This is a genomic window from Rhodanobacteraceae bacterium (genome assembly GCA_016713135.1).
Classification (GTDB): domain Bacteria; phylum Pseudomonadota; class Gammaproteobacteria; order Xanthomonadales; family SZUA-5; genus JADKFD01.
Genome location: JADJPR010000010.1, coordinates 26242 through 45813, shown reverse-complemented (window position 1 = coordinate 45813; position 19572 = coordinate 26242). Strand labels below are relative to the sequence as shown.

At 69.8% G+C, this 19572-nt stretch carries 14 protein-coding genes; 7 read left to right on the top strand and 7 right to left on the bottom strand.

Annotated features, from left to right (window positions below):
- Nucleotides 1-19: 19 nt before the first annotated feature.
- From IPK27_10255 to IPK27_10240, 4 genes are all read right to left on the bottom strand, one after another.
- Nucleotides 20-526 (bottom strand): DUF4240 domain-containing protein, encoded by a 507-nt coding sequence (locus IPK27_10255; GenBank protein MBK8067984.1) that lies wholly within the window; start codon nucleotides 524-526, stop codon nucleotides 20-22.
- A gap of 567 nt (nucleotides 527-1093) precedes the next feature.
- A complete protein-coding gene (locus IPK27_10250) occupies nucleotides 1094-2149 on the bottom strand; it encodes an alpha/beta hydrolase (GenBank protein ID MBK8067983.1) in 1056 nt (351 codons plus the stop codon).
- A 19-nt stretch (nucleotides 2150-2168) separates the two neighbouring features.
- Nucleotides 2169-2639: a hypothetical protein gene (locus tag IPK27_10245; GenBank protein ID MBK8067982.1), complete on the bottom strand. Its 471-nt coding sequence runs from the start codon at nucleotides 2637-2639 to the stop codon at nucleotides 2169-2171.
- 133 nt (nucleotides 2640-2772) lie between these two features.
- A complete protein-coding gene (locus IPK27_10240) occupies nucleotides 2773-2958 on the bottom strand; it encodes a hypothetical protein (protein MBK8067981.1) in 186 nt (61 codons plus the stop codon).
- Between the two features lie 367 nt (nucleotides 2959-3325).
- On the opposite strand from IPK27_10240, the gene IPK27_10235 reads away from it, so the two are divergent.
- The 4 genes from IPK27_10235 to IPK27_10220 all read left to right on the top strand — a co-directional run bounded on the left by IPK27_10235 (nucleotide 3326) and on the right by IPK27_10220 (nucleotide 8497).
- Nucleotides 3326-3607: a hypothetical protein gene (locus tag IPK27_10235; protein ID MBK8067980.1), complete on the top strand. Its 282-nt coding sequence runs from the start codon at nucleotides 3326-3328 to the stop codon at nucleotides 3605-3607.
- Nucleotides 3608-3867: 260 nt separating this feature from the next.
- Nucleotides 3868-5964, top strand: coding sequence for a beta-lactamase family protein (locus IPK27_10230; GenBank protein MBK8067979.1), 2097 nt, complete (start codon nucleotides 3868-3870; stop codon nucleotides 5962-5964).
- A 95-nt stretch (nucleotides 5965-6059) separates the two neighbouring features.
- Nucleotides 6060-6500 (top strand): hypothetical protein, encoded by a 441-nt coding sequence (locus tag IPK27_10225; protein MBK8067978.1) that lies wholly within the window; start codon nucleotides 6060-6062, stop codon nucleotides 6498-6500.
- Nucleotides 6497-8497 (top strand): FAD-dependent oxidoreductase, encoded by a 2001-nt coding sequence (locus IPK27_10220; protein MBK8067977.1) that lies wholly within the window; start codon nucleotides 6497-6499, stop codon nucleotides 8495-8497. The genes IPK27_10225 and IPK27_10220 overlap by 4 nt, the downstream gene beginning before the upstream one ends.
- Nucleotides 8498-8632: 135 nt before the next feature.
- Here the strand turns inward: IPK27_10220 and IPK27_10215 are convergent, their stop codons facing one another.
- Nucleotides 8633-9988, bottom strand: coding sequence for a hypothetical protein (locus IPK27_10215; GenBank protein ID MBK8067976.1), 1356 nt, complete (start codon nucleotides 9986-9988; stop codon nucleotides 8633-8635).
- Nucleotides 9989-10171: 183 nt separating this feature from the next.
- On the opposite strand from IPK27_10215, the gene IPK27_10210 reads away from it, so the two are divergent.
- On the top strand, nucleotides 10172-12115 hold the full coding sequence (locus tag IPK27_10210; GenBank protein MBK8067975.1) for a sensor domain-containing phosphodiesterase: 1944 nt from the start codon (nucleotides 10172-10174) through the stop codon (nucleotides 12113-12115).
- Between the two features lie 338 nt (nucleotides 12116-12453).
- Nucleotides 12454-15063 carry a serine/threonine protein kinase gene (locus tag IPK27_10205; protein ID MBK8067974.1) on the top strand — a complete coding sequence of 870 codons (2610 nt, stop codon included), beginning with the start codon at nucleotides 12454-12456 and terminating at the stop codon, nucleotides 15061-15063.
- 544 nt (nucleotides 15064-15607) lie between these two features.
- Here IPK27_10205 and IPK27_10200 read toward each other — a convergent pair.
- Nucleotides 15608-17179 carry a serine/threonine protein kinase gene (locus tag IPK27_10200; protein MBK8067973.1) on the bottom strand — a complete coding sequence of 524 codons (1572 nt, stop codon included), beginning with the start codon at nucleotides 17177-17179 and terminating at the stop codon, nucleotides 15608-15610.
- A gap of 233 nt (nucleotides 17180-17412) precedes the next feature.
- Between IPK27_10200 and IPK27_10195 the strand changes: the two genes are divergently transcribed.
- On the top strand, nucleotides 17413-18522 hold the full coding sequence (locus IPK27_10195) for a hypothetical protein (protein MBK8067972.1): 1110 nt from the start codon (nucleotides 17413-17415) through the stop codon (nucleotides 18520-18522).
- Between the two features lie 90 nt (nucleotides 18523-18612).
- Here IPK27_10195 and IPK27_10190 read toward each other — a convergent pair whose 3' ends face one another.
- Nucleotides 18613-19557, bottom strand: a complete 945-nt coding sequence (locus IPK27_10190; protein MBK8067971.1) for a phosphotransferase — start codon at nucleotides 19555-19557, stop codon at nucleotides 18613-18615.
- Between the last annotated feature and the right edge of the window lie 15 nt (nucleotides 19558-19572).

The window sequence follows — 19572 nt, the reverse complement described above, 5'->3', positions numbered from 1 at the left end:
TCGTCGCATTCCATGGCGGTCAGGAGAACCGGGCCGCGAGCCGCGGCAGCAGCTGGTCCAGATCGTCCTCGTCCCAGCGCTCGCCGCTGGGCTCCCTGGGCTGACTGACCGCGCGTCCGGGAAAGTCGTCGGCATCCTCGCCGGTGATGGCTTCCCAGGCGGTGAAACCGATGTACTGGAAGCCTTCCACCTGACAATCGCCATCGGCTTCGCTGACGATCTCGGCCAGCGTGTCCGGGTCGGCGAGCACCGCCTCGAAGGTCTGTTCGCCCTTGGAGATCAGCCACCCGCGGAAATCCGCGAAGCCGTCATCCGAGCAGCCACCGCCGATGATGTAGGCGGCCGCCCACAGCCTCCAATCGTAGGCGCGGGCGTGATACTCGGAGAAGATGAAGTCGAACTCGATGGCGTCCTCATCCGTCAAGCGCGACAACTCGGCGGTGAGCACTTCGATATGGGCTTCCGGGTCACCGCCGGCTTCGTCCCGCGTGCGGTCGATCAGGGACCAGAATTGCGCTCGATTCAAGGCCTACTCCTCTGGATTCGCGTCCGCCGACGATAGCGCCAATTCCGACGGCATCCCGGCGAACCCAGGTAAACGCCGACCAAGCGCACCGGCAGGGGCGACGGGGACCCTCACCGAACATCCGATAACTCATTGATCTGAAGAGCATTTTGTCCGCAAAGGACGCGAAGGACGCAAAGAAGAGCGGAAACCGCTTTCGCTTCCTTTGCGTTCTTTGCGTCCTTTGCGGACGAGAAAAGTGGCGCGGGTCGCGAAGAAGTTCGATGCGCGAATAAGCGCACCGGCAGGGGCGACGGGGACTCTCACCGAAAATGCGCCAAGGTGTTGAATTTCATACATTTTCAGCCCGTGCGAAACGACGACCCTGTGATTGAGTACGCAAAGGACGCAAAGGACGCAAAGTAGAGCCAAATCCATAGGCGGATGCGGGCGTATGGCGACTCTGCGCAACCTAGGACGCTTTTGCCTTCTTAGCGTCCTTTGCGTCCTTTGCGGACAAAAATGCAGGCACCGATACACGACAGTTCGATGCGCGAACAAGCGCACCGGCAGGGGCGACCGGGACTCTCACAGGCACGGCGCATCAGCGTCCGGCGCCCCCGGTGAATCCTGGCCTGGCGTGTCTGCGGACGACTCCACCCCTGCCAACCAGTCCGCGATCGCACGCAGCACAGCCGCGTCCGGACCTGGCGGCAAGGACTCGTACTCGAAGATGGCCCCCGTCCCGGCCAGTTGGAACAGGTGGTTGTGCGCCGGGAAGAGCATCACGGTGGCGCACCCGTGGCCAGCGGTGATCGCGCGAAAGGCGTCGGCATTGTCCGCCCCAAGGACCTGGGTGTCCTTGCCACCGTAGACACCGAGCAAAGGCCCGGAACAGGCGCCGATGATGGCGGCCGGATCCTTCCGCAGGAGCGATCGGTAGGCAGGCGCCGCGACCACACTCGCCATCAGTCGCGCATTGTCATCGACCGCCCCCGGATCCGGCTCGGGCAAGTCCGGCCAGGTGCGCAAGTGGCTCCGGATCACCTCCTCGATCTCGGGCTGCACCGCCTCCTGCGCGCGTTCCGATTGGGCCAGGGCGAACACCTGGACGTTCATCCGGTGCTCGTGATCGATCTGCGCTGCGGTTGCGCCGCTCGCCTCCGAGATCGCCCTCGCCTGTCCGTGCAACATGCCCTCGATCGGCACCGACGGTCCGGCCAGCATGACGACTGCCCAAGCCCCGACGCGCGCACCCGCCGCCGCGGCGGTCAGGCCGCCCTCGCTGTGCCCGAACGGGATGATCCGGCGGGGATCGACGGCAGGGTGCCCCTCAAGCCACCGGTGAGTCGCGACGATGTCCGCGACGTACCCGTCGAAGTCCTGCGCCCGCGCATCCCCGGTCGACCCAGCGACACCCCGGTCGTCCCACCGCAGCACAGCGTATCCGCGCGTGGCGAAGTACTCGGCAATCGTCCGGAACGGCGTGTGACCGCAAACCGTCTCATCCCGGTCGTTCGCTCCGGAGCCGGTCACCAGCAGCAAGCACGGGTGCGGCCCCGCGCCTGCGGGCACGAGCAGCGTGCCCGCCAGGACCGCTCCCGCCACCTCGATGCGAACTTCTTCATTGGAAATCAAGCCCATGCGCAAGTTCTCCGATCTGCTAGAAGTCCCGCACCCAAGCGATCTCCACCGTGACCGATCCCTCGGCCGCCTCGGACCGGACGTACATCTCCGAGTAGTCGGTTCCAGTGATGTCCAGCCGCAGGCCCGCGCCCGTGTTCTCTCGGGTCCATTGGCCGCTTTCCAGGGCGCGCATCAACAGCGCGCTTTCGCCCGGCGGCCAGTACGCCTGCGCCAATTCGCGAGCCTGATCCAGCACTTGGGAGTCGGACAACGCCTGGCCCGCGGACACCATCTCCACGCGGTGCCCCAAGTGGTCGCAGCCACCATAGACCACGGTGTACTTGCGGCCATCCGCCTGCCAGCGCACCGTCTGGGCCGCCGCGTCCAGTTCCCCGTGCACGCGCCCGGCCAACTGGCGCAGCTTCAGATCCTGGTCGGCGCGGTCGTAGGTGCACGCGATTGACTGGCTGGCCAGCAGCATGCCCAGCAGCGCGAACGGAACTTTCATGTGGCTTCCTTCATCAGGCATGGGGTCGGGGCGATTCTGCCCGGCGTGACGCAAACATTCGCGCCTGATCACGTCATCCCGGCGTGGATCCAGGTGGACCGCGCGTGAACCAGGCCAGGCCGCACGCTCCCGTTCAGGCGCATTGCGGTTCCAACGCACCGCGCAGCGCGGCGATCTGGTCGACGGTGACCTTCGCGCTGCCGGGGTCCATGCTGCGGCCCAGGTTGCGCTCGGCGCGCTCCAGGCTGCCGCGGGCGCTGACGTGCTCGCCCCGCAGTGCGGCGACAGCAGCCTCGGCCAGATGACGGCGGGCGGGCATGGGCGATTCGAGCGGAAAAGCGAGGGAAAAGCGAGGCCACCTGCAGATTCATGAGCCCCATGAACCTTGCCGCAGGCACCTTTCGCAATCGATTCTCTCGGGGCTTCGACGACTTCGCTGGGCCAGAACCAACGCACCCAGGCGCCCGCGGCGCCGAAAGGGCGGCGTGTCGTCGCTCAGTGGGCGAGCAAGCGCGCCACGCCTACGCCGCGGAGCCAGCGTTGTCCAATCTCGGCAGCCTTGTCGAGCAGCACAGTCTCGCTGCCAATCACGCGTGTCCTCGCTTCGCGCGTGTCCTCGCTTCGTGTCGCTCCGCGTGTCCTCGCTTCGTGGCCGCGCGTCCCCGCTTCGTGTCGGGTGCGTGCGCTTGTCCATTCTGCGACGTTTCCCGCACGACCCCACACACAGGATTACACCAATGCCTAACGATGCTCAGAACCAATCAGTCAATGCGGCCGTCGCCGATCGGCCGCGCAGAGGCAACCTACTGCTGCCGCTGGCGATCTTCAGCGCACTGCTGCCCCTGTCCTTTGGTTTCCACGGGGAACAGAGCTGGATGCTGCTGCAGGACCGACCGGTGATCGCGGCGGTCAGTTTGGCGGTCGCGCTGGTGAGCGGCTTCCTGTGGATGTGGCGCCGAACCCGCTGATCTGGCGCCACAGGTGCTCAGTCGGCCGCTTGACGCCGGGCGCGCCGAGCGGAATTCACGGGCTATCGGTTAGCGGCAGCATCCGGTGCGCCGGGCCAGGGTGGGAGCGGCTTCAGCGGCGATCCTCCGCGGCTAGTCGCCGGGAAAGATCGCCGACAGAGTCGGCTCCCACAGGGCTGCCTGCCCTGCCATCGGTCCGCTGCCGCAGCTCCATGGTCTGGTGTAAGGTCCGCGCGAAGTCCCGTGACGGAGTGGTCCTGATGCCTGGCGCGCGTGTCCTGATGACTTTGCCTGCACTCTGCCTGGCCCTCGCGCAGGCACTCGCGGCGCAGGAGGCACCCGCGGAAGCACCGACTGCGGAAGCGCCGCCTGCAGAAGCGCCGATGGTGGAGGCGCCGCTGCCCGTTGCGCCGGCCAGCCCTGCGGCCACGGCGAACGCCGCGCCGCCACCGTTGACCACCATGCCGCCGTCGGCAGGCGGGATTGCAGCCATCGACGAGCCTGCATCGCCGGCCGCCACGGTGATGCCACCGGACGAGCGCGCGCTGCTGCAGGCGCGGGTCGATGCCATCGTGCACAGCCTGCAGCGCGAGCACGACCTGGCGGCGCTGACGGTGTCGGTGGTGCGCGACGACACCCTCTGGCTGGCGCAGGGTTATGGCCTCGCGGATGTAGCCAGCGCGCGGCCGGTGGTGGCCGAAACCACCCTGTTCCGCATCGGTTCGGTGTCCAAGACCTTCATCTGGACTGCGGTGATGATGCTGGCCGAACGCGGCCAGATCGATCTGGACGCGGACGTCAACCGCTACCTCAAGACGGTGCGGATCGCCGATGCCTTCGGGGTCCCGGTGACCATGCGCCAGCTGATGCACCATCGAGCCGGATTCGAGGACAGCCTGCGCCTGTTCACCGTGCGCGACGACGACCCGCGCACGCTGGCCGAACTGCTGGCCGAACAGCAGCCGGCGCGGGTCTACGCGCCGGGGCTGCGCACTTCCTATTCGAACTGGGGCTCGGCGCTGGCGGCGCAGATCGTTGCCGACATCAGCGGCAAGCCTTACGGCGAGTTCCTGCAGGGCGAGATCCTGGATCCGCTGGGCATGCGCGCCACCACCTTCGTGGCGCCGTCCAGGCTGGACGAAGCCACGCGCGCGCTGCTGGCCACCGGATACAAGGAGGACCAGGGCGCGCTGGGCCTGCAGGATTTCATGCAGATCGGCGCCTACTGGCCGGCCGGCGGCATCGCGTCCACCGCCACCGACATGGCGCGCTGGATGCGCTTCCACCTCAACGGCGGCGAACTCGACGGCGTGCGCCTGATGACGGCGGACACGCACGCGCGGATGTGGACGCGCGCCTACGACGACCGCCCCGAGGCGCCGGACCTGGCGCATGGCTTCCAGGATCGCCGGTACCAGGGTCTGCGCCTGCTCGGCCACGGCGGCGCCACCAGCGCCTTCTACAGCAACCTGGTGCTGGTGCCGGAGCTCAAGCTCGGCATCTTCGTGTCGCAGAGCAGCCGCCAGTCACGGCTGCTGATGAATCAGTTGCCGGAGATGATCGTCGATGAAATCCGCGGCACCGGCTTCCAGCCGGCGCTGGCGGCGGGCTCGGCCGAGCCGGGGGCGCTGTCCGACCTTGCCGGCACCTACCTGCAGAACCGCCGCGTGTTCAGCAGCTTTGCCACCCTGTTCGGGCTGGATGCGACGGCCACGGTGGCGCCGGTCAGCGCCGACGCGCTGGTGCTGACGCAGGACGACCAGGCCACCCAGTACCGCCGGGTCGGCAAGGAGCGCGATGTGTTCGAGTCCGCCGCGGGAGCGCGCATTGCCTTCGTCCGCGAGGGCAACGCGGTGGTCGCGCTGGCCGACAGTTCCGGCGTGCACACGCTGGAGAAGGTCGGACTGCTGGGCAACCCGCAGACCGCGCTGGGCGCGCTCGGCGCGGCCGTGTTCCTGTCGCTCACCACCCTCCTCGGGTTCTGGTGGCGCCTGGGTCGCGGTCCGGGCTACGGCCAGGGGCCCGCCGCCGGCTTCGCCGCCAGCGCCAGCCTGCTGGCATCGCTCACGGTTGTGGGTTTTGTCGCCGTCGTCATCAGGATGCTGTCGGACTTGTCCGTCCTGGATTCCGCGGTGCTCACCAGCGGCTACCCGCTGCCATCCATGCTGCACACGCACTATGCCGGTTGGGCAGTGGCGGGCGCCGCCGCGCTCCTGTGGCTGGCATGGATACCCGCCTGGAAAGCGGACGGCTGGGGCTTGTGGCGCAGGCTGCACTACAGCGCCTACGCCCTGACCCTGGGACTGGCGGCCTTTCTGCTTTGGCAATGGCGACTCTACGGCGCGCCGGTCTACTGAGGCCAGCTGCACCTGCGCCGCCTCCTGCCCGGCAAGCGTGAAAGCCATGCGAACGCCGCGCGGTCTAGTCGCTGGGTGCCTGCGGGGGAAGGACGATGGCGGACGAGGAACGCGGCCTGCGCGGCGTGCTGCAGAAGCATGCGGTGGCGCTGATTTCGCTGTGCGTCGCGCTGTTCTCGACGAGCTACAACACCTGGCGCAACGAAACCACCGAGGCGCACCGCAATGTGCGGCAGGCGGCGTTCTCGATGTTGTCGACCGTCGGCGAGTTCCAGCAGACGGTCGACCGGCGCTACTGGGGTGGCGACCGCAGCGACGCCAATCGCATCCGCGCCTGGGGCGCAGTCAGCCTGCTGCGGGATCTCGGCCCGCTGGTTTCGGGCGACACCCGCGCACGCGCTGACGCGTTGCACGCGCGCTGGAGCGCTGACCTGGACGCCCTGGACGCCGGCGAGCGCCCGGCGGAGGAACGCATCGCGCAAGCCACTGCCGAGCTGCGCACGCAACTGATTGCCGACCTGGTGGCACTGCAATGAGCGCGAGCCCGCGGATCGTCATCGTCGGCGGCGGATTCGCCGGAGTGTCCGCGGCACGCACTTTGCTCAAGTCGCGTCGCGGGATAGACCTCACGGTGTTCGCTCGCGAAAACCACATGGTGTTCCAGCCGCTGCTCGCCGAAGTCGCCGGTTCCTCGCTGAACCCGCGCGCGGTCGCGGCGCCCCTGCGCCTGCTGCTGCGCGGCGCATCGGTGCGCACCGAGGAAGTGCTCGATGTGGACCTTGGCACCCACGAACTGATCCATGAAGGCCACGACGGGCAGCCGCGGCGGATGGCCTTCGACCACCTGGTAATCGCCTGCGGCAACCAGGTCAATCTCAACCTGCTGCCCGGCATGGCCGCGCATGCGCTGCCGCTGAAGACTGTGGGCGACGCGATCGCGCTGCGGGCGCAGGTGATGCAGCAACTGGAAAAGGCCGACGCGGCGGAGGATCCGGCGCAGCGCGCGCGCTACCTCACCTACATCGTCGTCGGCGGCGGATTCTCGGGGGTGGAAGTCGCCGGCGAGATCAACGACCTGTTGCGCGGCACACTGCGCTACTACCCGCGGCTCAAGCTGGCGGATGTGCGCGTGACCCTGGTGCACGGGCGCGACGAGATCCTCCCCGAGGTTTCGCCGCCGCTGCGGGCCTTCGCGCGCGAGCGCATGCAGCGCGCCGGCGTGGTGGTGCGCACGGGCAAGGCAGTCGCGGAAGTCAGCGCCGCCGGTGTGCGCCTGGCCGACGGCGAATGCATCGACGGGGCGACGGTGGTGTGCACCGTCGGCACCGCGCCGCAGACGCTGGTGGAGCGGCTGGGGGTGGACAAGGAACGCGGCCGATTGAAGACCCTGGCGAGCATGCAGCTCCCGGCCAGCCCGCGCCTGTGGGCGATCGGCGACTGCGCGGCGGTACCCAATGCCCGCGACGGGAAACTCTGCCCCGGCACCGCGCAGTTCGCCTGGCGCCAGGGTCCGCAGCTCGCGCGCAACCTGTTGCGGGTGCTCGATGGCGCGCCGCCGCAAGCCTTCGATTTCAAGGCGGTGGGCTATGCCGCCGGCATCGGCGGGCATAGCGGCGTCGCCGAGTTCTTCGGCTGGCGCTTCTCCGGATTCGCAGCCTGGTGGCTCTGGCGCAGTGGCTTCCTGGTCGCCCTGCCCTCGCTGCTCCAGAAGCTGAAGGTCGGCTTCGACTGGGCCTGGGAGATCCTCGCACCGCGCGACATCAGCCACTTCAAGCCGGCGCTGTCCGATCGCGTCAGCCGCCGCCACCTCGCGCCCGGCGAGGTGCTGCTGCGCCGCGGCCAGCGCCCGAAGGCCAGCTTTGCGGTGGAGGAAGGCTGCGTTGAACTGGCCTCCCGGCGCGGCGCGGACTGGATGATCGAGACCGAATTCGGCCCCGGCAGCCTGCTGGGCGAGGGCACGCTCGCGGACACCGAGGGCGACGAGGCGGTCCTGCGCGCGCGCGGGGCCGCCGAGGTGCTGACGGTGGACGACGCCGCGCTGGCGCAGATGTCGCGCGTGCTGCAACCACTGCAGGCGCTGATCCAGCGCGCGGTGAGCCGCCCGCGACGCAGCATCTGGCGCCACCACGGCACCGCGATGGCGGCGCTTGCGAGCCGCCGCGCCGGACAACTGGCGAGCACGCAGATGGTGGTGCAGGCTGAGGCCAGCCCGCTCGGCGAGGCTTACCTGCGGCTGATCGACAGCCGCCAGCCCTGCGTGCTCGGCACCTCCGGCGGAAAACTGAGCGGGCTGGCCTCGCGCTCGGACCTGCTGGCCGCGCTCGCGCGCGGCTGCGACCGCCACAGCCCGCTCAGCGAGGCCCTCAACCGGCGCTGCCTGCACCTGGCGGCAGACAGCCCTGCCGACCAGGCCGCCGAGTTGATGGCCGAGCACGGCCTGAAGGCGCTGCCGCTGGTCGATGCGGACGGCGCACCCTGCGGCCTGATCCTGGCCGACGACATCGTCAAGTGGGCACTGATGCAAGCGCGGTAACGGGGCACGGGGCGCGGGAAGACCTCGGGCCAGGTTCGATTCCACGCTCCAGACCCGGATCCGGTCCCTTGCTTGCACCGCATGGTCGGGTGCGAGCTTTTCCCCGTGCCCCGTGCCCCGTGCCCCTGCTCCCCGCTACCGGTCCACGCTGAGCAGCGCCTGCAACAGGTTGTCCTGGAAGGATGGATTGCCGGTCAGGCGGTCGTGCGCCTCGCACAGGAAGATCGCGTAGTCGATCGCGAAGTGGCTCCAGCGGTGGCGTGGCCTGGCGGGATCCAGGCTGTCGCGCGCCAGCAGGCTGGCCTTGGTGACCGCGCCGTCGCCGGGCTCCAGCATCAGGCGGTCGTAATCGATGCCGGGCACCGGCGCGCGGATGTCGCCGGGCATCAGCCGCAGCACCGAATCGCCTGCGTGTTCCTCGACCACCAGCCTGGCCGGCGTCAGCGTGCAGTCGCCGCCGAGCAGCACCGGTTTCACCGGCGGATCGCCCTCGTCTACCGACAGCGACCAGGTGAATCGCCGGGCGCGCTCGAGCGCAGCGGCCATGCGCTGCTCCAGCGCGGCGAGGTAAGCCGGCGCGTCGGCGTGCTCGCGGGCGATGCGCGCGCGCACCGCGGGATCGAAGATGCCCCACTGGAAGCGCCGCCACAGGCCGATGTCGTACAGGTCGCGCTCGATCGGCTCGCCGCGCGCCGACAGCAGCCAGTCGTTCAACGCGTGCGGGAACAACTGGTAGGAACTGGGAAAGCTCGCAAGCACCTCCGGCGGCACCCGTCCGAAGCCGACCGGTACGCCGTCGATCAATCCCATCAGCGCGCGCACCGATCCGAAGTTCGGCGTACCGAGCAGGACCAGGCGGCGCACCTTGGATGCGCCGGCGTGGTCGACCACGAAGTCATTGCCACCGAGTACGTCGCGCGCGCCGTAGCGCAGGAAATAGCGCGACACCAGCCCGCCGTTGCTGTGCGCGACGAGATCGACCTTGAGCGCAGGATCGTGGTGGTCGCGGCGGATCGTGTCGATGTAGGCGTCCAGCGCGGCCGCGCTCGCGGCATTGTCCTGCCGCCAGTCGTACAGGAACACGTAGACGCGCTTGCGCTGCGCGCCGGGGTCCTCGCCGATGCGCCCGGGCGCATAGCCGCCGGCTTCCACCAGGGTGCGCACCACCGCGCCGTAGAAATCGCGCCCGGCGGCGGCGTCGAACAATCCGGACGGTTCGAGGGTATCGGCGCGGCCGTCTGGCGGCAACGCCAGATCACGAAAGTCGGAGAACGCGAGCTTCGCGAGCGAGCCGGGCCACACCTCGCGCCCGCTGCTGCGGTCGCGCAGGCGCGCCCCGAGCACGCCATGCACCAGCACCACCGGCGGCTGCGTCGGCGTGGCCGTGGATACGGCGTACAGGCGCTTGAGATCCGGGCGCGCGGCCGGCCCGGCGCATGCGCCCAGCGACAGCAGGGTGCAGGCGAGCAAGGCACGAAAGACTGCGGACATGGATGGTGTCCCCGCGGCAGATCAACCAGAGTGTGGTGACCGAGTCTAGGGACAAGCGGCCGTCGCAGAACCGCGCCAGCGACACTGACTTGCGGATGCGCGGCCGACCGAAATCGTGGAACATTCGTAACCGGGGGAGTTCCAGCTGTGGCCGGCACCGCCGGCGGTCGCACGGGGGCATGGATGACCACGTTTCTCGAAGCAATGGCGGGGTTGCTGGCGCTCGCACTGGTCCTGGCCATGCATGCGCGTCGACGCGCTGCGCGTCAGGCACGGGAAGCCAGCGAACGCTCCGACCGCTACCATGCGGCGCTCGTCGATCTGTTGCGCGGCGATTTCGCTGGCCTCGACGAGATGCTCGACCGGCTGATGTGCTGCGTCCGCGACATGCTCGGAGTGGAGCGCGTCAGCCTCTGGCTGTTCGATGAAACGCGTAGCGCGATCGTTCGCCGTTCGCTGCTGCAGCGCGATCCGCAGTGCGCGGCCGGACCGGCGCGCCTCGATGGCGCCAGCCACCCGCGGTACTTCGCGGCGGTGCTGCAGGAGTTCGTGATCGCCGCGAACGAAGCCGCCAACGACCCGCGCACCTCGGAGTTTGGCCCGGACTACCTGCGTCCACTGGGCATCGGTGCCATGCTCGATGTGCCCTTGCGACGTTTCGGCGAGCACATCGGCCTGATCTGCATCGAGCACCAGGGCGGCCCGCGCACCTGGACCCGCGAGGACCAGGAGTTTGCCAACGCGATCGCCGCCCAGATCACGTTCGCGTTCGAACACGACGAACACCGCAAGGCGCGCGAGGCGCTGCTCGCGCGAACGCTCTACGACCAGGACACCGGGCTGCCCAACGCGGTGTTCCTGCGCGACCGCATTGCGGCGACGCTGGCCGCGACCCAAGCCTGCGCGCTAATCCTCGCGCACTTGCCGCGCATGCCATTGGTGCTGGCCTCGCGTGGCCGCGACCTGGCCGATGCGGTGGTTCGCGCGGTGGCCGAGCGCTGGTCCGTGCTGGCCAGCGAGGAGCGCGTCCTGGCGCGAACCAGCCGCGACGAGTTTGCCCTGTTCCTGCCCGGCGAAGCGCACATGCGGGCCGCGCAGGGCTGGGCTTCCCGGCTTTGCGCCGCACTGGCCGAACCGCTGCGGCTGGGCGATGAGCCGTTCCGGGTCGATGTCACGGTCGGAATCGCGAGCTGCCAGTCCGGCGAAACCGTCGATGCCGACGACCTGATCGCCGAAGCCAGTTCGGCAATGCGCGCCGCGGGCGCGGGCGCGGTCTCGGTATTCGATCCGGAAATGCGCAAGCATGCGCACCGGCGCCTGGAAATCGAACAAGCCTTGCGCCAGGCGATCGACCAACGGGCCTTCGAGACCTGGGTGCAGCCGGTGGTCGACCTGGTCGAACGCCGGGTGGTCGCGGTGGAGGCGCTGCTGCGCTGGCGCGACCCGGTGCTTGGGGTCCTGGCGCCGGCAGCCTTCCTCGACGAGGCCATCGACAGCGGCCTGATCGTGCCGATCGGACGCCAGGCGATGGCCAGCACGATCGGCATGTACGCACAGGTGCGCGGCGAACTGGGCGAGCACGTGCGGCTGGCGCTCAACCTGGCGGCGCCGGAGCTGCTGGCGGAGGACCTGGACCCGTTCCTGCTGGAATGCCTGGAAAGGCACCGGGTGCCGGTGGAACAGGTCATCGTCGAGGTTACCGAGACCTCGCTGGTACAGGACCTGGACCGCGCCCAGCGCACCCTGGAGCACTGGCGCGCAGCCGGGGCCCGCATCTGCCTGGACGATTTCGGCACCGGCTTCTCGTCGCTGATGTGGCTGAAGCGTTTTCCGATCACGCAGATCAAGATCGAGAGTTCCTTCGTCCGCGGGATCGGCCATGACGCTCGCGACGAGGCGATCGTGCAGTCGGTGGTGAGCCTAGGCGACCGGCTCGGCCAGGAGATCGTTGCCGAGGGCGTGGAGCACCCTGGGCAGTTGCAGATCCTGCGCGCGCTGGGCGTGCGCAAGATCCAGGGCTATCTGTTCTCGGAGCCCTTCCCCGCCCGGGAACTGAGCGCCGCACGCCTGCGCGAGTGCCTGGGCCCGCTCGATCCCGCCGTCGCCGCCATTCCGGCGCAAGGCTGAGCGCGTCCTTGCGCATCAACGGGAATCGCCCCGGGAACGGTATAGCGGGCTGGAAGCCTGCATCGGCTGGTATCCTGCGGCCACCGCGAGTATTGAAGCCACTGCATTCCCGGCAGCCAGTTGCCGCGGCTGAGAGTCTGGCCCGCCCCGACATCGGGGAATGACGCCGTTGCCAGGCCAGGCGTACCCACCGGATCGACCTCCACCGCAAGCTCAGCACATCCAATGCAGTCAGCCACGTCCAGCCGATACTCGCGCACGCCCGCAGACCTGGTAGTGGTGGATCGAGCGCAGGCAGTCCTGCCGGTTGGCGGACGGCGCGCAGTGCAGTTGGGCCGATGAGCACGCCGCTGGCCCCGGAACGCTGGAAGCGCCTGCGGCCGCTGCTGGACCAGGCGCTGGACCTGGACGGCGCCGCGCGCGATGCCTTCCTCGACGAACTGGCGCAGCGCGAACCCGAGCTGTTGCCGGATCTCAAGCGCATGCTCGCGCACCACGAGCGCACCACCGGCATCGACGCCACGCACCTGAACCAGGCCGTCGGCGCCATGCGCTCCAGCTTCGTTGCCTCAGCCGCGGCGCCGAAGCGCGCCGGGCCCTGGCGCCTGGAAGAGCGCGTCGGCGAAGGCGGCATGGGCGAGGTCTGGCGCGCCCATCGGGTCGAGGGTGGCTTCGAGCAGGTGGCTGCGCTGAAGGTCATCCGCGCCGGCGTGGACTCCGATCAACTGCGCGCCCGCTTCGAGCAGGAGCGACGCATCGTGGCGCGGCTGGAGCACCCGTCGATCGCGCGCCTGCTGGACGGCGGCGTGACCGATGACGGCCGGCCGTATTTCGCGATGGAGTTCATTGACGGCGAACCGATCAACCGCTGGGCCGAGCGCGCCCGGCCGGGCATCGACGCCATCCTGCGGCTGTTCGTCGAGATCTGCGGCGCGGTGGAATTCGCCAACCGCAACCTGGTGGTGCACCGCGACCTGAAACCTTCGAACATCCTGATCGACCAGGCCGGGCGCGCGAAACTGCTGGATTTCGGCATCGCCAAGCTGCTCGACGAGGAAGCCGAGGGCTCGGCCACGCAATTGCGCGCGCTGACGCCCGCCTATGCCGCACCCGAGCAGTTCGACGGTTCGCCGATCACCACCGCCACCGATGTCTACGCACTCGGCCTGATCCTGTACGAGATCATTGCCGGGGAGTTGCCGGCCGAGCGCAAGACCGGCCCGGGCATGGCCGCGCTGGCCACGGTGGAGGTCAACACCGGACCGGTGCGGCGTTGCGCCCAGCGCAGCGACGCGCTGGCAGCGCAGTTGCGCACCCTCGGGCGCGACCTCGACGCGATCGTGCTGACCGCCCTGCGCCGCGACCCGGCGCGGCGCTATCCGAGTGCCGCCGCCTTGGCGGACGATCTGCGCCGGCTGCAGGACGGGCTGCCCGTCTCGGCCCGCCCCGACAGCCTGGGCTATCGCATGCGCCGCTTCGTGGGGCGCCACCGCGCCGCCGTGGCCGCCGCGGCGCTGGCGGTGGTCGCGCTGCTGACCGGCCTGGGCGTCGCGTTGTGGCAGGCACAGGTGGCGCAGCAACTGGCTGCGCGCCTGCAGGCGGAAGTGGTGCGCGCGGCGGCCGAGTCGCGCCGCGCCGAGGTGGCGCGCGACTTCCTGCTGGAACTCGTCGAGGCCGGCAATCCCAACCAGGTCGGTGGCGATGTGCGGCGCACCGTGCGCGAGATGCTGCTGTCCGCCAGCGAAAAACTGGAGCAGCGCCTGGCCGACGAACCGCTGGTGCAAGCCGAACTCCGGCTGGCGGTGGCGCGCGCGCTGCGCGCGCATGGCGAGCCGGGACCGGCACGCGCCATGGTTGATGCCACCTTGGCCCAACTGGAAGACAACGGCGGGGCGCATCCGGTGCTGCTTGGCGCTGGCCTGCAGATACGCGCCTCGCTGCGGGCGGAAGCCGGCGACCACACCGGGGCCGAGGCCGATGTGATGCGTACGCTCGACCTGATCGGGCAGGAAGCCGACCACGCGGATGCCGGAGATACCCGGCGCGCGGCGCTGTCGACCTTGGGAATCATCTATTCCGCCACCGGACGCGAGCCCCAGGCGCTCGATTTGCGGCGCGAGGATCTGGTCGAACGCAGCCAGTCGCTCGGCGCGCAGCATCCGGAACTCGCCCCGGCCTGGTACAACCTGGGGGTGTCGAACTTCCGCGCCGAACGCTTCGACGAGGCGCTCTCGGCCTTCCGCCAGGCGGACGCCATCATGGCCGCGGCGGAAAGCGACCAGGCCGCGTCTCCGCGGCGGCTGTACGTGTGGCTGATGCTGGCGCAGACCCAGGCGATGCAGGGCCAGTTCGACGAAGCCGCGGCCTGGCTGCAGCGCGGCGGCGAGATGCTCGGCAGCGACCTCACCAGGGAGCGGCCCGACCTCGAAAACTGGATGCTGTCCGCGCGCACGAACGTGGCGTGGATCGCGGCGCGGCGCGAGGAAGCGAGTGAACTCGCCGCCCAGGTCTGGCCACGGCTCGTCAGCGATCCGCGCGCCGACATCACCACCTTCGGGGTGCACTGGAGCGCCATCCTGCTCGCCGGCGATCGAGTCGCCGACGCCGAGGAGGTCGCCCGCCGCACCTTGGACCAGGCCCGGAAGAACCGCGGCGACGAGGACCCGATCGTGCGCCAGCTCAAGGCCGCGGCTCTAGTCGCCAGCCACCGCCAGCGCCGGCAGGCACAGGACCTCGAAGAGCTCGTGGCACTCGCCGACACCATGCGTAGCGGACCGCGCCGCCCCTTTGGCCAGGTCGCGGCGTGGCTGGCGCAGGACCTGGCATCGCGGGATCCGGCCGCCGCTGCGAAATGGGGCGCCGAGGCCGACGCGGCAATCGCCGCCGTACACGGCAGGGATCACCCCTGGGCGCGGTCGCGGGCGGGAACGCGGGCTCTGGGGCGCTGACCCGGGTCTTTCCCTTGTGGGCGCTCCGACTGCCCCCGCCGGTGCGCTTGTTCGCGCATCGAACTGGAGGGCACGAGGCCACGAGGGCACGAGGGCACGCACAGAGCATTCGGTTGTCGGTGCGAAGGAGCGCCTTTGCGTGCCCTCGTGCCCTCGTGCCCTCGCCCTCCGATTTCATCATCGCTAAGTCAATGCCTTGCGACATGTTCGGTGAGAGTTCCGGTCGCCCCTGGCGGTGCGCTTGTTCGCGCATCGAACCGTGACTCTCGCAAGATCGCGGACTGTGTTTTTGGACGCAAAGGACGCAAAGGACGCAAAGGAAATCAAACGCGATACAGCGCTGGGGTATCCCCGGCACTTGCTGTCTTTGCGTCCTTTGCGTCCCTTTGCGTCCTTTGCGTACTCAATCACAGGGTCGTCGTTTCGCACGGGCCGGAAATGTATGCAATTCAACAACTTGGCGCATGTTCGGTGAGAGCAGCTTCAGCTGCATTTTTCAGCAAGTGATCGCGGGCAGAGCCCGCTCCCCCAAAGCCGGCGCACCCTACAGTTCCTCGCTGCCCTCGACGCTCAGCCGGGTATCCTCACCGCTCTCCGTCAGGGTGCCCTCGCCGGCAGTCGCAGTGTCCGAGAAGGCGACGCGCAGGCGGATGGCCAGGTCCGCCGGGCCGGCCAGCCTGAGGTGGTAGGCGTCCCAATCCTCGCCGTCGGCGGTCTCGCTGGCGTTGCTCTCAACCTGGCCCGAGAGCTCGACAGGTGCGTCTTCCCATCCGGCAAGCTCCGCCGAGATCACGCCATCGTCCTGGTCCAGCAGGTCCAGCACCAGCGCATCGCCATCCGCGCTGCGCAACCGGTAGCGCCCGAGCAGGTACTTGGCCCAGGCTTCGCGCTGCAGCGGATCTGGCATCTGCGTCCCGGCTGTGGATCCCAGGGCGGGCAGGCTGGTGTCGGGCGCCACCGCGGGTGGCGTTGCGTCCGGCCTCGCATTGGGACCCGACTGCCTGTCTGACAGCAAGCTGACACCGAACCCGACCAACAGCGCGAGTCCGAACAGGATGCCGAGCTTGCGCCAGGTGCCGCTCGGCGGCGTGGCGCGCTGGCGGGTCTGGGCATCCGCCCGGGGCGTCGCCGGGTGCACCGGCGGCGGTGGTGGCGCCGCCGGCTGCAGCGGCCGCGCGATCGGCGGCGGCGTGGGCGGCGGCACCGGCGCGGTGCTGGAGCGGGCCACCGCGACCGGCACTTCCGCACTGACCGCCGCGGGCCGCTGCGCGGATGGCGAGTCCTGGACTTGCTGCAGCGCCTGCACCAGCGTGGGCGTGTCCGGGAAACGCTGGTCCGGATCGTCGTGCAGCATGCGCCTCAGGATCGCGGCGGTCGCATCGTCCACCTCGGGCCGGTACTCGCGCACATCCGGCGGAACGCGCGGCGACAGCGCGGCGGCGCGCAGCGCGGCATCGCCCATGTCCGGGTACGGCGGGCGCCGCGCGAGCAACTCGTAGAAGACCACGCCCAGCGAATACTGGTCGGCACGCCCATCCAGCGTGTGCTTGGTTCGGAACGATTCGGGCGCCAGGTAGCCATGGGTGCCGAGCACGGCGCCAGCGCGGGTCAAAGAGGCGCCGAACTGGGTGCCGGCGCTTGCGATCCCGAGGTCCGCGACTTTCACATGCTCTTCCTCCACGCTGGTCGCGCGGGTCAGCAGCAGGTTGCCGGGCTTGATGTCGCGATGGACCACGCCCATCTCGTGGATCGCCGCGAGCCCGCGCGCCGCCTCCAGCATCCAGCGCTTCGCCTGCGCGACCCCCGGCATGCGCAGCCGCGCCGATTCGGCGACCGATCCTTCGAGCAGTTCCATCACGAAATAGGGTGCGCCCTCGTGCTCGCCCACCGAGTAGATCTGCACCACGTTCGGGTGGTTGATCCGCGCCAGGATCCGCGCCTCGCGCAGGAAGCGCTCCAGGTGCTCCGGCTTGCTGTGCCAGTCGCCCGCCTGCAGCTTGATCGCGAGGTCCCGCTGCAGGGTGTGGTCGCGCGCACCGTAGACGATGCCCATGCCACCCTGACCGAGCGAGCCGAGGATCTCGAAGCCACCGATCTGCCGGGGGAATCTGGCCAATGCCATGGGCGGCACGCAATCATCGAATCGGGATGATGAGCATGCCGGCTGCCGGCCCTGACGCAAAGCGGCCTGTTCGGAACACGCCATCCGGTCTTTCGACTGCTGCACCGTCGACGACCTGCTGAATGCGATCAGCGCCGAGCCCCCGGCCAGGGCCATCCTCTGGTCGGTTTCCGAGAGTCGCGTCGCGTGCATGATGGACCCGGGCACCGGATTGCGTAGGCGTGGGTATGAACCGCACCGAGGGCCCAGGGCATATGCGCGCGATGTTCCTGTTGTGGGGGCTGTTGCTGGGCGCAGCCTGCCGGGCACAGACGGTGCTGATCGATGCCCAGCACCATGCGCTCGGCAACCCGATCAGCGCGGTCTACCGCCTGCCCGCCGGGGCGAGCGCCGCGCAGCCGGTGCCGGCCTGCCTGGTGGTGCACGGCTCCGGCGGGCTGCTGCGCGAGAACACCCCAGGGGCGGCCTGCGGCCCGCAGGTCGAAGCGACCTTCAGTGGCGTTGCCGACCACCTGACCAGCCTCGGCGTGGCCGCGCTGATGCCGGACAGCTTTTCCTCGCGCGACCCGCGCTTCTGCGAGGACAATGAGGACGCCTATTTCCAGTACGTGCCGGCGCCCTTTTTCAATCCAGGCGACGGCCCGCCGATCCGCGACGCGCTGTACGACCGTCGGCGCATCGTGATCCGGGTGCTCGACCTGCTTGCGGCGCAGGAATGGCTGTGCGCGCGGCCGGAGATCGACTGCACCCGCACCTGCCTGGTCGGCGCGTCCAATGGCGGCAGCGCGGTGTTCGCCTATGCCGCACAGGAGCTCCCGCGTCACCTGACCGAATACCTCGACACGGGCGTGCGGCGCCGCTTCGAGTCCGCCAGCGGCCACGCCGAGCGACAGCTTGCCTTTGCCCACTTCCCGGCGCGTACGCGCGATCCGGCCACCCAGGCGCTGGCGCGCGCGGTGCCGCGCTTCGTGCAGGCGGTCTCACCGGGTTGTCGCTTGCGCGACCTGGTACCCGCGGTGCGCGCCAGCCAAGCCAGTTTCGACCCCCTGCGCGACCTCGGCGACCTGTACTACCCGCTTGCGCCGACCGAGCTGAACCTCGAGATCGGCAGCACCGACTCGGTGCCCGACGACTGTTACGCAGACGGGCTGCGCCAGGGCCAGGCCAACGACTTCGAGACCCTGGTCAGCGTGCTGCCGTCGCGCTACCGGCCCGCGGTCTACCCCGGCGAGGGCCACGATCTGCTCGCTGACATCGGCCCGGCGCTGGCGGAGCGCCGACGGCAATGGGTACTCGAGCATTTCTTTCCGCGGGTGTTCGCGAACGGATTCGAATAGCCCGGCCGCCGGTGCATCGTACACGCGGACGCTGTCCTCGGCTGCGCGTTGGCGCCCAGCGGAACTGCGCCGGCCGGCGCGGATCGCAGATCAGCGCGCGCCCGTGTCCACCCCGAAGGCGTGGTCGAGCATGCGCAGCGCGCAGCGGTGCAGCGCAGAATCATCATCCAGGGTGGAGAACCAGGCGTCGATGGCGCAGCAGCGCGCCAGGTAAGGCACGCGTTCCAGCGCGCCGGCGTCGAGCGGCAAGTCGTAGGCGGCCAGCGCGGCGTCGAGAAAAGCCTGACCGCCCCAGGACAGCACCGCGGCCAGGTCGCGCGCCGGGTCGGCGAAGCGTGCGTCGGACCAGTCGAGAATGCCGACCAGCGGCGACGGCGGCGGGCCGACGACGAAGTGCTCGGGGTCGAGATCGCCATGGACCAGGCGCAGGGCGGCTGCGGGTGCGGGCGACGGCGCCGGGTGGGCCTCGAGGAAGGCGCCAGCCAGCGCGGCGCGCTCGCGGCCGAGGCCGAGCGCCGCCAGTTGTGCCGCGTAGTCTCCGCGGCCGCCCAGCGCCGCGAGGTCGTCGCGCACGGTCTGGCGGTAGGCGACGGGATCCCAGCTGTCGTGGCCGTCGGCCGCGGCCACCACCTCGGCCACGGCGCCGGCCGGTGTGGCGTGCAGCGCGGCCAGCGCGCGGCCGAGCATCGCGGCCAGTCCGGGCACCTCGCCCTGGTGCTCGATCCGGTGCCCCGGCGTGCCCTCGATCCGCGGCGCGAGCGCCCACGGCACCGGCAGGACATCCGGCGGGAACAGCGCCAGGTGCCGCGGCACCGCCGGTTCCAGCCGCTGCGCCAGCAGCGCCAGCAGCGCGTGCTCGCGCAGCAGCCAGGCGGCGGCGTGGGGATGCCTGGGGAAGCGCAGCACGCGCTCGCCGGCGGCGAACACGCGGAAGTCCTGGCCCTCGCCGAGGTATTCCAGCGCCACCGCTCCCAGCGCCGCGCGCGCCACCTGCGCGGCGCAGGCGGCGGCATGCGCGAGGTCGTCGCCGAGCAACTAGTCGAGCAGGCC

What these genes read in the sequence shown, in the direction of transcription:
- IPK27_10210 (MBK8067975.1), top strand. Translation starts at nt 10,172, where the DNA reads ATGACCACGTTTCTCGAAGCAATGGCGGGGTTGCTGGCGCTCGCACTG.
- IPK27_10215 (MBK8067976.1), bottom strand. Translation starts at nt 9,988, where the DNA reads ATGTCCGCAGTCTTTCGTGCCTTGCTCGCCTGCACCCTGCTGTCGCTG.
- IPK27_10205 (MBK8067974.1), top strand. Translation starts at nt 12,454, where the DNA reads ATGAGCACGCCGCTGGCCCCGGAACGCTGGAAGCGCCTGCGGCCGCTG.
- IPK27_10225 (MBK8067978.1), top strand. Translation starts at nt 6,060, where the DNA reads ATGGCGGACGAGGAACGCGGCCTGCGCGGCGTGCTGCAGAAGCATGCG.
- IPK27_10240 (MBK8067981.1), bottom strand. Translation starts at nt 2,958, where the DNA reads ATGCCCGCCCGCCGTCATCTGGCCGAGGCTGCTGTCGCCGCACTGCGG.
- IPK27_10245 (MBK8067982.1), bottom strand. Translation starts at nt 2,639, where the DNA reads ATGAAAGTTCCGTTCGCGCTGCTGGGCATGCTGCTGGCCAGCCAGTCA.
- IPK27_10220 (MBK8067977.1), top strand. Translation starts at nt 6,497, where the DNA reads ATGAGCGCGAGCCCGCGGATCGTCATCGTCGGCGGCGGATTCGCCGGA.
- IPK27_10230 (MBK8067979.1), top strand. Translation starts at nt 3,868, where the DNA reads ATGCCTGGCGCGCGTGTCCTGATGACTTTGCCTGCACTCTGCCTGGCC.
- IPK27_10195 (MBK8067972.1), top strand. Translation starts at nt 17,413, where the DNA reads ATGAACCGCACCGAGGGCCCAGGGCATATGCGCGCGATGTTCCTGTTG.
- IPK27_10250 (MBK8067983.1), bottom strand. Translation starts at nt 2,149, where the DNA reads ATGGGCTTGATTTCCAATGAAGAAGTTCGCATCGAGGTGGCGGGAGCG.